Source organism: Granulibacter bethesdensis (genome assembly GCF_001889545.1).
Lineage (GTDB): Bacteria > Pseudomonadota > Alphaproteobacteria > Acetobacterales > Acetobacteraceae > Granulibacter > Granulibacter bethesdensis_B.
This window is the reverse complement of sequence record NZ_CP018194.1, coordinates 1940097-1952912: the sequence shown is the minus strand read 5'-3', so window position 1 is coordinate 1952912 and position 12816 is coordinate 1940097. Positions and strand designations below refer to the sequence as shown.

At 60.6% G+C, this 12816-nt stretch carries 13 protein-coding genes; 4 read left to right on the top strand and 9 right to left on the bottom strand.

The genetic code is table 11. The annotated features are described in order from the left end of the window. Positions 1–43: 43 nt before the first annotated feature. Together GbCGDNIH8_RS08970 and GbCGDNIH8_RS08965 are read left to right on the top strand one after the other, a co-directional pair. Positions 44–1273: an HlyD family secretion protein gene (locus tag GbCGDNIH8_RS08970; protein ID WP_072572911.1), complete on the top strand. Its 1230-nt coding sequence runs from the start codon at positions 44–46 to the stop codon at positions 1271–1273. Continuing rightward, a complete protein-coding gene (locus GbCGDNIH8_RS08965; protein WP_072572910.1) occupies positions 1270–2868 on the top strand; it encodes a DHA2 family efflux MFS transporter permease subunit in 1599 nt (532 codons plus the stop codon). The genes GbCGDNIH8_RS08970 and GbCGDNIH8_RS08965 overlap by 4 nt, the downstream gene beginning before the upstream one ends. A gap of 50 nt (positions 2869–2918) precedes the next feature. Here the strand turns inward: GbCGDNIH8_RS08965 and hemF are convergent, their stop codons facing one another. Then, positions 2919–3818 (bottom strand): oxygen-dependent coproporphyrinogen oxidase, encoded by a 900-nt coding sequence (gene hemF / locus GbCGDNIH8_RS08960; RefSeq protein WP_072572909.1) that lies wholly within the window; start codon positions 3816–3818, stop codon positions 2919–2921. 264 nt (positions 3819–4082) lie between these two features. Between hemF and GbCGDNIH8_RS08955 the strand changes: the two genes are divergently transcribed. Then, positions 4083–4970 carry an S-methyl-5'-thioadenosine phosphorylase gene (locus tag GbCGDNIH8_RS08955; RefSeq protein ID WP_072572908.1) on the top strand — a complete coding sequence of 296 codons (888 nt, stop codon included), beginning with the start codon at positions 4083–4085 and terminating at the stop codon, positions 4968–4970. 65 nt (positions 4971–5035) lie between these two features. Here the strand turns inward: GbCGDNIH8_RS08955 and GbCGDNIH8_RS08950 are convergent, their stop codons facing one another. Then, on the bottom strand, positions 5036–5521 hold the full coding sequence (locus tag GbCGDNIH8_RS08950) for a hypothetical protein (RefSeq protein ID WP_172822936.1): 486 nt from the start codon (positions 5519–5521) through the stop codon (positions 5036–5038). Between the two features lie 249 nt (positions 5522–5770). Beyond that, a complete protein-coding gene (locus tag GbCGDNIH8_RS08945) occupies positions 5771–5923 on the bottom strand; it encodes a DUF3309 family protein (protein WP_072490579.1) in 153 nt (50 codons plus the stop codon). A gap of 172 nt (positions 5924–6095) precedes the next feature. On the opposite strand from GbCGDNIH8_RS08945, the gene GbCGDNIH8_RS08940 reads away from it, so the two are divergent. Then, complete coding sequence (locus GbCGDNIH8_RS08940) at positions 6096–6302, top strand: DUF4169 family protein (RefSeq protein ID WP_072572906.1); 207 nt, start codon at positions 6096–6098, stop codon at positions 6300–6302. A gap of 15 nt (positions 6303–6317) precedes the next feature. Here the strand turns inward: GbCGDNIH8_RS08940 and GbCGDNIH8_RS08935 are convergent, their stop codons facing one another. The 6 genes from GbCGDNIH8_RS08935 to gpmI form a co-directional block, all read right to left on the bottom strand. Continuing rightward, positions 6318–6794 (bottom strand): YbaK/EbsC family protein, encoded by a 477-nt coding sequence (locus tag GbCGDNIH8_RS08935; protein WP_072572905.1) that lies wholly within the window; start codon positions 6792–6794, stop codon positions 6318–6320. A 2-nt stretch (positions 6795–6796) separates the two neighbouring features. Further along, on the bottom strand, positions 6797–7780 hold the full coding sequence (locus GbCGDNIH8_RS08930) for a GDP-mannose 4,6-dehydratase (protein WP_081368930.1): 984 nt from the start codon (positions 7778–7780) through the stop codon (positions 6797–6799). Then, positions 7771–8292, bottom strand: coding sequence for an RNA pyrophosphohydrolase (locus tag GbCGDNIH8_RS08925; RefSeq protein WP_072572904.1), 522 nt, complete (start codon positions 8290–8292; stop codon positions 7771–7773). Before GbCGDNIH8_RS08925 ends, GbCGDNIH8_RS08930 begins: the two co-directional genes overlap by 10 nt. Positions 8293–8309: 17 nt before the next feature. Beyond that, the gene (locus GbCGDNIH8_RS08920; protein WP_072572903.1) at positions 8310–9725 is read right to left on the bottom strand and encodes a S41 family peptidase; all 1416 of its coding nucleotides are present in this window, start codon (positions 9723–9725) and stop codon (positions 8310–8312) included. A gap of 79 nt (positions 9726–9804) precedes the next feature. After that, complete coding sequence (locus tag GbCGDNIH8_RS08915) at positions 9805–11184, bottom strand: murein hydrolase activator EnvC family protein (RefSeq protein ID WP_081368929.1); 1380 nt, start codon at positions 11182–11184, stop codon at positions 9805–9807. Continuing rightward, positions 11181–12719, bottom strand: coding sequence for a 2,3-bisphosphoglycerate-independent phosphoglycerate mutase (gene gpmI / locus GbCGDNIH8_RS08910; RefSeq protein WP_072572902.1), 1539 nt, complete (start codon positions 12717–12719; stop codon positions 11181–11183). The genes GbCGDNIH8_RS08915 and gpmI overlap by 4 nt, the downstream gene beginning before the upstream one ends. Between the last annotated feature and the right edge of the window lie 97 nt (positions 12720–12816).

The following is a 12816-nucleotide window of genomic DNA, read 5'->3' as shown; positions in this document are numbered from 1 at the left end:
CTGACGAAGTTTTGTTCGATCAAGTGCGTAAGGATGGCAATCCATGCCCGATGACGTGAACACGGCGTCAGACAGCCCGGCCCGGCAGGGTGGTTCCAATGCGCAACCGCGGGGCCGCGCAACGAAAAAGCGGTCCCCCCTGGTGCGGGTGATTCTGATTCTGGCGTTGCTGGGGATTGTCGCCGGCAGTGTGTATTACTGGTACACGCATCGCAATCTGGAAAGCACGGACGATGCCTATACGTCAGGCCGGGCGGTGATGATCTCGCCGCAGGTGGCTGGTTATGTGGTCGATCTGAATGTCCGCGATAACCAGTTCGTTCATAAGGGCGACGTGCTCGTCAGGCTCGATCCCCGACCGTATCAGGCGGCGGTTGAGGTGGCGGAAGGCCAGTTGGCCATGGTTCGCGCCCAGCATGCAGCCGCTCAGTATCAGCTGGAGGTTGCGAAGAAGAATTTCCCGGCCCAGCTGGATGCCGCGAAGGCGCAGAAGCAGCAGGCCGAGGCGCAGCTTTTTCGGGCGCAGACCGATTACCGGCGTCAGCACAGCGTGGCCCGTGCTGCAACCACACAGGAGGCGATCGATGCCTCCACCGCGTCGCTGCGTGCGGCGCAGGCTCAGCTTGCCTCGGCTCAGGCGGCGATTGAGCAGGCTATGCCGGTTGAGGCCAATATCAATGAAACCGGCCAGCGGGTAGACCAGTTGGCGGGACAGATCAGGCAAGCCGAGGGGCAGTTGCGGCAGGCAAAGCTGAACCTTGAATACGCCGCCATCGTTGCACCGCAGGATGGCTGGGTGACGAAGCGGAATGTCGAGAAAGGCAACTTCCTCCAGACTGGCACGCAGATCATGTCGCTGGTCTCGCCGGAAATCTGGATTGTGGCCAATTTCAAGGAAACGCAGCTCACCCGTATGCGGCCTGGCCAGAAAGTCCATATCAGCATTGATGCCTATCCGTGGCTGAATCTGAAAGGCCATGTTGACAGCATCCAGCAGGGATCTGGCTCCCGCTTCACTGCTTTCCCGGCGGAGAACGCGACCGGCAATTTCGTGAAAATCGTGCAGCGTGTGCCGGTCAAGATCCGTATTGACCGCGGGCTTGACCCATCCTTGCCAATTCCGCTGGGTCTGTCGGTAGAGCCGGTGGTGGATCTGTCCACTACGCCGGAGAACACCGAGCCTTTGCCCGAAAAAGCGCGTCCGGTCGGTCATATCCCGCCGGGCAATGCCGCTCCGGTGACGGCGCCTGTCAAGGTGCCGGAAGCACCATGAGCGGGGCGGCTGTAGCGGATCAGGGGCCGGGCGAGGCCGCAGCCTGGAAACCGCGTGCCAATCCATGGCTGATTGCGATCGTCGTGACTCTGGCAGCGTTTATGGAGGTTCTGGATACTACCATCGTGAATGTCGCCTTGCCGCATATTGCCGGGGCGATGTCATCCTCCAATGATGAAAGCACATGGACGCTGACCTCCTATCTCGTGGCGAACAGCATCGTGTTGCCGATTTCAGGGTGGTTCGCGCGCATCATTGGGCGCAAACGATATTTCCTGATCTGCATTGCCATGTTCACGTTGGCCAGTTTTTTATGCGGTATTGCCGGGTCTCTGTGGCAGTTGATCCTGTTCCGGCTGATCCAGGGCTTTTTTGGCGGTGGTCTTCAGCCAAATCAGCAATCCATTGTGCTCGACACGTTTGAGCCTGCCAAACGCGGGGCGGCATTCGGGGTGGTGGCCATTGCGACAGTCATTGCCCCTGTTATGGGGCCGACCGTTGGTGGATGGCTGACGGATAATTTCTCCTGGCAATGGATTTTTCTGATCAACGTGCCCGTCGGCATTTTCACCTTCTTTGCTGTTGCAGCACTGGTTGAGGATCCTCCCTGGCTGGCACGTGAACAGAAAGGAGAACGCAATGTTGATTATATTGGTCTGTCGCTGATCACGATCGGCTTCGGCTGCCTTCAGGTGGTGATGGATCGCGGGGAGGATCTCGATTGGTTCGGATCCGGGTTTATCCGGCTTTTCTCGCTGCTGGCTTTTATCGGGCTGGTGGGAGCGGTGTTCTGGCTGCTGCATGCCAGGAACCCGGTGGTGAATATCCGGGTGATGGCTGACCGGAATTTCTCGATTGGCTGCCTGACCATCTTTCTGATGGCGATGGTGCTGTATTCCAGCGCTGTGCTGCTGCCGCAGCTGGTGCAGACCAGGCTTGGTTATACCGCCACATGGGCCGGGCTGATGCTGATGCCCGGTTCGCTGGTGGTGCCTGTCCTGATCCCGCTTGTCGGGCGCCTCATGAAATATGTGCAGACCCGTTTTGTCATCATGCTGGGCTTTGCCCTGCTGGGTCTGGCGCTGGTTTATTCGCACCATATTACGCCGGACATTGATTTCCGGACGCTGATGATGATGCGGGCGGCCCAGACAGTCGGTCTGGCTTTCCTGTTCGTGCCGATCAGCACCGTGACCTATATCACCCTGCCGAAAGAGCAGAATGCAGATGGCGCGGCCTTGTTCACCATGTTCCGCAATCTGGCAGGCTCGATCGGTATTTCCGCTGCAACGGCGCTGGTGACGGAGCGTAGCCAGGTGCGGATGGCGCATCTTCAGCCACATATGACGCCGCTGGAGCAGCCTTATGTCGATTATCTCCAGCATGTGCAGCAGGGGCTGGTGAATCTCGGCACCAATGCGGGGGAGGCAATGCAGCAGGCTGCCGGTATTGCCTATCAGACTCTTCAGCAGCAGGCGGCCATTCTGGCGTATATGGACATTTTTGGAATGACCGCGATCCTGTCCTTTGCGACCATTCCGGTATGTTTCCTGTTCTCCTCCACCAAGGGGGGTGGCGGTATGCCGGGGCATTGAAGCAGGAAAGAAAAAAGGCGGGGGATCATCCTCCGCCTTTTCTCATTTGATCAGGGCCAGCGGACTTCCGGCGGCATGCTCATCAGGATTGCCTCGGTATTTCCACCCGTGCGCAGGCCGAACAGCGTGCCACGATCATGCAGCAGGTTGAATTCCACATAGCGGCCGCGTCTGACCAACTGGTGGTGGCGCTCGGCCTCGGTCCACGGGCGTTCCATCCGGCGACGCACGATGGCGGGATAGGCATTCAGGAACGCCTCGCCGACATCGCGGGTGAAGTGGAAGTCTTCCTCGGCATTGCCGGTGTTGTGGTGGTCGAAGAAAATACCGCCTACGCCGCGTGGCTCGCCACGGTGGGGCAGGAAGAAATATTCGTCGCACCATTGCTTGAATTTCGGATACAGCGCCGGATCATGCGCATCGCAGGCAGCGCGATAGGAAGCATGGAAGCTTTCCCGATCTTCCGCCGTTTCTGGCGTGTCCAGAAACATCGGCGTCAGATCGCCGCCGCCACCGAACCAGCCTTTGGTCGTCACCAGCATGCGGGTATTCATGTGCACTGCCGGGACATGGGGGCTCCGCATATGTGCCACCAGACTGATCCCGCTGGCCCAGAAACGCGGATCGTTCTCCGCGCCCGGAATCTGGCGTCGGAAATCCTCACTGAACTCTCCCCAGACGGTGGAGACGTTCACACCGACTTTCTCGAACACGCGGCCGCGCATGACGCTCATCACCCCACCACCACCGGGGCTGCCATCAGCGGTGGGGCGGTCCCAGGGCTGCCGCTCGAATCGGCCAGGCGTCAGATCGCCGAACGGGGCAGAAGCGGGCAGATCATCCTCGATCGCTTCAAACGCGGCGCAGATCCGGTCGCGCAGGGATTCGAACCAGAGCCTTGCCGCCGATTTCAGATGTTCGTGGGGGGGGGCTGTAACGGTATCGGTCATGCTGGCAGCGTCCTCAATATGCTCTCGATAATCGGCATCCGGCCTTTTGGGCGCCCAAGGGGTCGCATGCCGGGGGGCGGGCGGCAAGACGGTAGAATCACCTATGCAGAAGGAACTCTGCCTCGATCCTGAGCCACCACCTTCTGTCAGGAGGAGAGAATTTTTGCCATGTGCGGTTGATTCCGGCGGCCTTTGGCCCCTAACACGAGGCGCGCCGTGGCAGATACGCCCGGTATTACATCCTGCGGGACGGGAGTCATTATCATGGCAGAGCGTATTCAGCCGGTTATCGGCATCATCGGTGGCTCCGGGCTGTATGACATTGACGGTCTGGAGAACAAGGAATGGCGCCGGGTGGAGACCCCCTGGGGGCTGCCTTCGGATGATCTGCTGTTTGGCACTCTGGATGGTGTACAATGCGTGTTCCTGCCACGTCATGGCCGCGGGCATCGCCTTTCGCCGAGCCATCTGAACTACCGCGCCAATATTGATGCGATGAAGCGTGCCGGCTGCACCGATATTCTGTCTTTGTCCGCCGTCGGCAGCCTGAAGAAGAAGCTGCCGCCCGGACATTTCGTGATCGTTGATCAGTTTATTGACCGCAGCTTTGCCCGTGAAAAAAGCTTTTTCGGTGATGGCTGCGTGGCTCATGTCTCGGTGGCTGATCCGGTCTGCCCGCGTATCGGCGATGTGGTGGAGCAGGCGGCTCAGCGCCTGTCGCTGCCTTATGCACGTGGTGGCACCTATCTGGTGATGGAGGGTCCGCAATTCTCCACGCGGGCAGAGAGCGAGCTGTACCGGTCCTGGGGGTGCAGTGTGATCGGCATGACCAACATGCCGGAAGCGAAACTCGCCCGTGAGGCCGAGATGTGCTACGCCACTGTCGCGATGGTGACTGATTATGATTGCTGGCATGAGGATCATGATCATGTCACGGTCGATGCGGTGATCCGTGTTCTGCGTGGCAATGCCGAAAAGGCGCGCGCGCTGGTGCAGGCGGTGGTGCCGGTGCTGGGGCAGGAGCGTGGCCCATGTGAAGCCGGATGTGACCGTGCGCTGGATTTCGCGATCACCACACCGGAAGATCATCGCGATCCTGCCCTGATGTCAAAGCTGGATGCCGTTGCAGGTCGTGTTCTCCGCGCTGCCTGAGCGGAAGGCTGATCAGAAAACTGGAAAAGGCCGGGAACCATGCCCGGCCTTTTTTCGTGCTTCACTTACTTGCTGACTGGAGGCGTTCTGGGTGTACTTCCTGTTTCGTCATTGGCACCCTGCTTCAGGGAGGACAGAGCAGCACGAAGCAGAGCCGGATTATCAGTCAAAGCCTTTTTGACCATCTTGTTGATGGTGGCCTGATCGGGAATGGCTGCGTTCCGTCGCGAATTTTGCTCGTTCACGCTCTTCAGGATGTCTTCTTTTATTTGAGCCGCGAAATGCGAGACTTCTGAATTGATGCCCAATTGAGGATCGACCAGACCCTGATTCAGATTGCGGTTCTCATTGCTCAATGTTTCCACCTGATGAGAAAGGCTGGAAATTTCATTATGCAGACTGTCGTAATTGGAAGACATTTCTCTGTTCAGACTCGAAATGGACTCTGAAGTCTGACGGGACAGATCGTCAACGCTCTGCTGGACGGAGGCCAGATCACTATGGCTGACGGTGTCCTCTGCCCGCGCTGTGTCCGGCAGGATGGAGAGCAAGGAAAATGTTACTGCAGCAAACGCCGTGAGACTGCATGACAATATATGCATGGGCCATCCTGTTGAAAACGAAACGATGTGTTGTGCATTCGTTTCATTCCACCAGTATGCTTCCTCTTGCGGCAAAAACATGTCGGAGACAGGGCGTGCTCATGGCAGCCCGTCTATGATGCCGATGGCACCGCGCTGTTCAGAAGATGAACGGGCGCAGTGCCAGGGGATAACCAGGGGTGGTCATCAGTCAGGCCGTCAGATCCGGCCCATCAGCAGCAGGATAATAACAATCAGCAACACCAGACCCAGCCCGCCAGAGGGGAAATAACCCCAGCCGGAGCTGTAGCCCCATGTCGGCAGCGCACCGACGAGAAGCAGGATGAGGATGATGAGGAGAATGGTGCTCATGGCGCGTATGTTCTTCCGTTTGCAGCTTGTTGGATCGTAATGACGACCGGATGTTGTTACGAGGATCCGTCATGCCTCAACGTAATGCCGCCATTTTCGTTGCGTGGACGAAGTACCATCGGCAATGAAATCGATCAGAAATTTGGGGCATATGAAAAAAATGAGGCTGGCCATGGCTGAGATCATCAATTTACGGACTGTCCGCAAACGTATGATAAAGGACCGGAAAGCCGGGGAGGCCGCTCGCCGCCGTATCCTGTTCGGACGTACGGCAACGGAAAAGGCCAGAGATGCGCAGCAGAAGGAGCGCCGTCAGACCCTGCTGGATGGGGCAAGGCTGGAGTGTGATCTGTATGAGAAGGATGAGGGCGGAGAGTAACCCGCTTTGTCCTGATCAATCGACGGCAGGTATTTCAGCGCAGACATCGACCCATTCTGCATTGGTCAGCAGGGCCAGCCGTTCCGGCGCGATCCGTACCGCGCTGTTGGGGGAACCTGCTGCAGGCAGAACTTCTGCAAAGCCAAGAAGAGAGCGGTCACAATAGACCGGCAGAGGCTGACTCAGTCCAAAGGGGCAGACACCACCGACCGGATGACCAGTCACAGGCTCTACTTCCTCCAACGGCAGCATACGCGGCTTACCGCCAAAGCGGGTGCGTATCTTGCGGTTATCCAGCCGCATATCACCGCGCGCAACCAGAATAACGGTCTGTTCTTCCACCCGGAATGCCAGTGTTTTGGCGATCTGGCCAGGCTCCACACCGAAGGCTGCGGCCGCTTGTGCGACAGTCGCGGTGCTGTCCGGCATTTCCAGGATTTGAATGTCAGGAGCGTAAGTGGCCAGAAAAGCCCGGACGCTGGCAAGGCTCATGATCACCCGTTTCCTGGAATGCGGTTCCGGTAATCATCCAGCAGATCGCCCAGCGTCTGTTCCAGCGGAATACGAGGCAGCCAACCCAGCATGGAGCGTGCCAGTGCGGCATTGCCCTCCGCACGGGGAATATCGGCCGGGCGGAGTCTGGACGGGTCTGTTTCGGTGCGGATGGAAACCCGGCTCCGGCTCAGCAGTCGGTCCAGCAGATCACCGATCCGGTGGGAGGTGCCGGAGGCGATATTGAAAATCGGCGCGTGTTTGCTGCCGGTGGGAACCAGCCGGTCGGCATGGGTCAGCATATGGACATAGGCCGCACAGACATCACGCACATCCAGAAAATCGCGCCAGCTGTCCAGATTGCCGACGGACAGGACCGGAGGATGCCGTCCGGCCTCAATGGCTGCAATCTGGGCAGCAAAGGCCGGCAGGACGAAATCCTCGCTCTGACCGGGGCCAGTATGGTTGAAAGGGCGGGCACGGATCACCCGCAACCCTTCACCGGCCAGCGCGCCCAATGCCAGATCGGCGGCGGCCTTGGTTGCGCCATACAGGTTCATCGGCGCAGGAGGGGCGTTTTCATCGAGCGGGATACCGCTTCGGAACGAGCCGCCATACAGATCCGCGGTCGAGACATACAGCAGCACGCAGCCCGGCGCATGTTTCAGGATGGCGTTGGCCAGCCCCAGTGAGCCATGGAGATTGACCTTCCAGGCGGCATCAGGGTTCTGCCGGACGATCATTGGCGCGGCAATGGCAGCGAGATGGATGCAGGCATCCGGCTGAAAAGCGGCGATGCGTGCTTCCAGTGCGGAGGTATCGGTGATGTCGAACCCATCTGACAGACGCGGAGCATCGAACACAGCGTGCGGGAAAGACTGCCGCACTATCGGCAGCAGATGCGACCCGACAAACCCGCCGGAGCCAGTAACCAGAATCCGGGCAAAGCTGTCAGCATGCATACCCGTCACGGAGGTCAGACCCATCCCTGCCCAAACCGTGCAAAGGATGCTGCCAGCATGGCATAAACCGGACGTTTGAATTCGGGCGCAAGGGCAGGAAGCTCTTCCAGCCTTGCCCAGCGCCAGGCGTCGAATTCGATATGCGGATCTGCATCCAGACGAATATCAGCCTCTGTGCCGAGGAAACGCAGCGCGTACCAGCGTTGCCTCTGCCCACGAAACCGCCCGCCCAGCGCACGACCGAGCAGGTGATCAGGCAGATCATAGGCGATCCAGTCCGGATGCTCGCCGACGATTTCAGCGTGATCGGTGCCGATTTCTTCCTTTAATTCCCGCAAGACGGCTGCCTGTGGATCTTCACCGGGATCAATGCCGCCCTGCGGCATCTGCCACACTGTTTCCGAGACATGGGCCAGATCGGCACGTCGTGCGACCAGCACGCGCCCATCCGGCGCGAACAGGGCCGCGCCGACATTGGGGCGATAGGGAAGGCTCTCCCGCAAGGCGGAGAGTGCTTCCGGCGAGGTTTTCGTCATGACCGGAGCAGGCTCCTTCAGTTCGCCTTGCCGGATTTGGCGTCGCCTGCTTTGGCATCGCTGCTCTGGCCAGCTTTCTGTTGGGCCATCGCCTTCACCACCTCGATGGCTTCATGCAGCTGGAAGTCAGTCTCCGGCTTGGCGGGATCGAATTTCGGCCAGTTTTCCGGTGGCAGGGTCGGCACATTACGCACCATCGCGGGCATGTCGGTGCGTGGCGCGGCCTTTTCGGTGGTGCCCCCACTATTCGTGATGGCGTGGTTCAGATCGGCCTCCCGGTCGGGCAGGAAATGCGGCTCCTCTGTCCGGGTGAAAGCGACCGGCACGTCGGGCTGGATACCCAGACCCTGAATGGAGCGTCCGGAAGGCGTATAGTAACGCGCCGTGGTCAGGCGCATCGCCCCGTTGCCCGGCAGCGGAATCACAGTCTGCACGGATCCTTTGCCGAAGGTACGAGTACCGAGGATGATGGCGCGGTGATGGTCCTGCAACGCGCCGCTGACGATCTCACTGGCGGAGGCAGAGCCGCCATTGGTCAGCACCACTACCGGAAGACCGCCTGTAATATCGCCTTCCTTGGCATTCCAGCGATTGCTGTCTTCCGCATGACGGGCGCGGGTGGAGACGATCTCACCATGGTTCAGGAAATCGTCAGAGACCGCGACCGCCTGATCCAGCAGGCCGCCCGGATTGTTGCGCAGATCAAGGATGACGCCGCGCAGCTTGCCGCCCGCCTGCTTCTGGAGCTTGGTGAAGGCGGCACGCAGGGCCGGGTCGCTCTGCTCATTGAACTGGGTCAGCCGGATATAGGCGATATTGCCTGCCTCCAGATGGTCTTTCACCACCTGAATATGGATGACTTCCCGTGTCAGGGTCACATTGATGGGCTTGTCGACATTGGCGCGCTTGATGGTGAGCTTGATGGTGCTGCCCGGTGCGCCACGCATCTTGTCGACTGCTTCGTTCAGGGTCAGGCCCTGTACTGAATGGCCGTCAATGGTCAGGATCAGATCGCCCGCCTTGATTCCGGCGCGGCTGGCGGGGGTATCGTCGATCGGGCTGATGACTTTGACGAAGCCGTTATCCTGGGTCACTTCCAGCCCAAGGCCGCCGAACTCGCCATGGGTCTGGACCTGCATGTCACGGAATGCCTTGGCATTCATGTAGGAGCTGTGCGGATCCAGCCCGGTCAGCATGCCGTTAATGGCATTCTCGATCAGATCCTTGTCCTTGACCGGCTCCACATACTCGGCCCGGATACGTTCGAACACATCGCCAAAAAGGGTCAGCAGCCGATAGGTGTCACTGCTGTCGTTTCCTTCCGCGAAGGCGGATGCGATGCCGGCATGCCGGGCAATGAGTGTTGATGCGGGCCCTGCACCGACGCCAGCAAGGAAGGCAGCGCCGATCATCAGGCCGGTGCGGAATTTCATGTCCGTGTTTCCTCTGGGCCGCCCCTGTTCCGGGTCAGCCGTGATTCAGTCAGTCTCTATGTGACAGCTTGCCGCGTCATCAGCGCCCTCGCAACCATGGGCGAGGGTCTATTGCCGAACCTTCATGTCTCAACTCCACATAAAGTTGGGGCCGGGCAGCTGCGGAGGCGGCTGGATCCCATCCTGCCATCTGCCCGATCGGCTCCCCCGGCGCCACATGCCGCCCCACGCTGGCATCCAGTTTTTCCATGCCTGCCAACACGAAATGATAGCGCCGCCCGCAATCCAGAATGACCAGTTGGCCGTAGCTGCGGAACGGACCAGCAAAGACGACCCGCCCCTCACAGGGGGCCAGAACCCGGGCTTGTGGTGCGGTACTGAATGTCATGCCGGAAGCGCTGCCGCCAGCCTCTGACGGCGCACCGAAGGCACGCACCAGCGTACCCGCCACCGGCATGCCGCCGGTTCCTGATCTGCCAGAGGGAGGAGGGGAGGCAGGCTGTGCACTCAGGCCGGGCCCTGCCTGTGCGGCGATTTCGGCCTCTTTCTGACGGGCCTGATCGGCGGCCTCCTGTTGCCTTGCCTTTTCGGCGCGTCTTGCTTCGGCGGCTGCTTTTGCTTCCTCCTGCCGGCGGGCTTCCTCCAGCCGGGTAATGACATCCCGCAGCGAATCGGCTTTCTGTGCCGAGGCCGCCGCCTGTTGCGCGGCCTCGGCGGCGGCATTGCGGGCGGAGCGGATTTCGGAGCGGATAGCCGCCAGTTTTTCATCCAGAGTGCGTGCTTCGGCTTTCTGCCGTGCCTGAGCTTCCGCCAGGGTGGAAGCCTCTTTCCGGATAGACGCGGCGAGTGCATCCACTTTGGCCCGTTCGGCACGCAGGGCCTGTGCGCTTTGTTCCAGCTGGCGGCTCAGTCCCTGTAATACCAACAGACCGCGCAGGGCGCGTTCCGGGGGTTCCGGCACTGCCAGCAAGGTTTCCGCCGGATACAGCGACAATCGTTCGATCAGCGGCAGCATCGGGGAGAGATCGGCGGCTCGGGCAGCGAGGGTTTTTTCTGCCTCCTGTCGCTGCCGGGCCAGATCGGCCATGCGATCCGCGATGGTGGCGACGGCTTCGTCGGCCTCACGGAGGTGTATGGCGGCGGCGGCGCGGGCCTCCGCGATTTTCGCTTCCTGCTGAGCGGCGATGGCGGCTTCCTGTTCAGCGCGTTTGCGGGCGGCTTCCTGTCTGGCACGCTCATGCTCGGTGCGGTTGAGCGCTGCCTGAGCTTGCTCCGGACTGGCCGGGGGCGTGGCCGTATGGGCAGGTGGCCGCCGTTTTGCCGCCGAAGCCTGCCCGGATGGCATCATGGCGATTGCGCCGACCACTGCCAGCGCGGGCAGGATATCATACCATCCCCTGTACCTTCCCGCCCGGCAGGAAGCGATGGCAGTGGCTGACTGTTTCCGGGCCTGCGTCAAGCCAGCAGGGACTGGCCCGTCATCTCGGGCGGCTGCGGCAGTTGCATCAGGTCCAGCAGGGTGGGCGCAATATCGGCCAGCCTGCCGCTGGTCAGGCGTCGCGTACCGATGGGTGCGGAGGAATCATACAGCAAAGCAGGCACAAGATTGGTGGTGTGCGCCGTGTGCGGGCCGCCTGTATCAGGGTCACGCATCAATTCGCAATTGCCATGATCAGCCGTCACGAACAATGCGCCTCCGGCCGCCGTGATGGCGTCAACGATTCGGCCAAGCCCGGTATCCACCGCTTCCACAGCGCAGATCGCGGCTTCCAGACTGCCGGTATGGCCGACCATGTCCGGATTGGCGAAATTCAGCACGATCAGGTCGTACTGCCCGCTGCCGATGGCGGTGACGGCTTTTTCGGTCAGTTCGGGAGCCGACATTTCCGGCTTCAGATCATAGGTCGCAACCTTGGGGGAGGGGACCATGATCCGATCCTCGTTCTCCAGCACCTCCTCCTCCCCGCCATTGAGGAAGTAGGTGACGTGAGGGTATTTCTCGGTCTCCGCCATGCGCAGCTGCCGCCTGCCCGCCGCCGAGACGACATGGCCCAGCAGATTGGTCATTTCCTGAAACGGAAACAGCGTCTGCATCAGGGATTCAAGCTCGGCGCTGTAGCGTGTCATGCCCAGCGCGCCGGAGAAATGCAGGAAGCGGGGGCGTTCAAAACCCTGAAAGGCCGGGTCGAGCAGCGCGGTCAGCAATTCCCGCACCCGGTCAGAGCGGAAATTAAAGCAGAGCAACCCGTCGCCGTCCCGCATTCCGGCATAGTCACCGAAGACTGCAGGGCGGATGAACTCGTCGGAGAATTCGCGGGCATAGGCGTCGGTAATGGCGTCGCACGGATCGCTGTAGCGTTCGCCTTCAGCCTCGACCATCATCCGATAGGCTTTTTCGACCCGGTCCCAGCGATTGTCGCGATCCATGGCGTAAAAGCGCCCGCACAGGGTGGCCAGCGTGGCGCCTTCCGGCAGGGCGGGCAGAAATTTGGTCAGGAAGCGCCGGGCCGAGGCGGGTGGCGTGTCGCGCCCGTCGGTAAAGGCATGTACCGCCACGCGAATGCCAGCCCGTGTCAGAATCTGCGCCAGAGCGGCCCCGTGATCCTGATGCGCGTGTACGCCGCCATCGGAGACGAGGCCGAACAGATGGCAGGTGCCCCCTGATTGACGCAGTGCCGTGATGAAATCGCGCAGGGCGGGCAGATCTTTGACGCTGCCATCCTGCAACGCGGCATCGATCCTCGGCAGTTCCTGCATCACCACCCGGCCTGCGCCGATATTCATGTGCCCGACTTCGGAATTGCCCATCTGCCCATCCGGCAGACCGACATCAAGGCCGGATGTACGCAGGAACGTGGTCGGTGCGCTGTTCCACAGCCGATCGAAGGCGGGGGTACGGGCCAGCCGGACCGCATTGTCATTCCGCTCTTCACGCCAGCCCCACCCGTCGAGAATGACGAGCATGACAGGTCTGGGCGGCGGCGATGCTGACATCAGTTCGGTCTCCGGCTCTGCAGGAGGGGTAGCGGAGGCAGGCTGCCGCTTCAAGGGCCGCCAGTATCAATCCAGTATCAATATCGGATGTGTTGAT

Bases quoted from the DNA above. Each gene is read 5' to 3' on its own strand.
- GbCGDNIH8_RS08970 (WP_072572911.1), top strand. From the start codon at position 44: ATGCCCGATGACGTGAACACGGCGTCAGACAGCCCGGCCCGGCAGGGT.
- GbCGDNIH8_RS08965 (WP_072572910.1), top strand. From the start codon at position 1,270: ATGAGCGGGGCGGCTGTAGCGGATCAGGGGCCGGGCGAGGCCGCAGCC.
- hemF (WP_072572909.1), bottom strand. From the start codon at position 3,818: ATGACCGATACCGTTACAGCCCCCCCCCACGAACATCTGAAATCGGCG.
- GbCGDNIH8_RS08955 (WP_072572908.1), top strand. From the start codon at position 4,083: ATGGCAGAGCGTATTCAGCCGGTTATCGGCATCATCGGTGGCTCCGGG.
- GbCGDNIH8_RS08945 (WP_072490579.1), bottom strand. From the start codon at position 5,923: ATGAGCACCATTCTCCTCATCATCCTCATCCTGCTTCTCGTCGGTGCG.
- GbCGDNIH8_RS08940 (WP_072572906.1), top strand. From the start codon at position 6,096: ATGGCTGAGATCATCAATTTACGGACTGTCCGCAAACGTATGATAAAG.
- GbCGDNIH8_RS08935 (WP_072572905.1), bottom strand. From the start codon at position 6,794: ATGAGCCTTGCCAGCGTCCGGGCTTTTCTGGCCACTTACGCTCCTGAC.
- GbCGDNIH8_RS08930 (WP_081368930.1), bottom strand. From the start codon at position 7,780: ATGGGTCTGACCTCCGTGACGGGTATGCATGCTGACAGCTTTGCCCGG.
- GbCGDNIH8_RS08925 (WP_072572904.1), bottom strand. From the start codon at position 8,292: ATGACGAAAACCTCGCCGGAAGCACTCTCCGCCTTGCGGGAGAGCCTT.
- GbCGDNIH8_RS08920 (WP_072572903.1), bottom strand. From the start codon at position 9,725: ATGAAATTCCGCACCGGCCTGATGATCGGCGCTGCCTTCCTTGCTGGC.
- gpmI (WP_072572902.1), bottom strand. From the start codon at position 12,719: ATGTCAGCATCGCCGCCGCCCAGACCTGTCATGCTCGTCATTCTCGAC.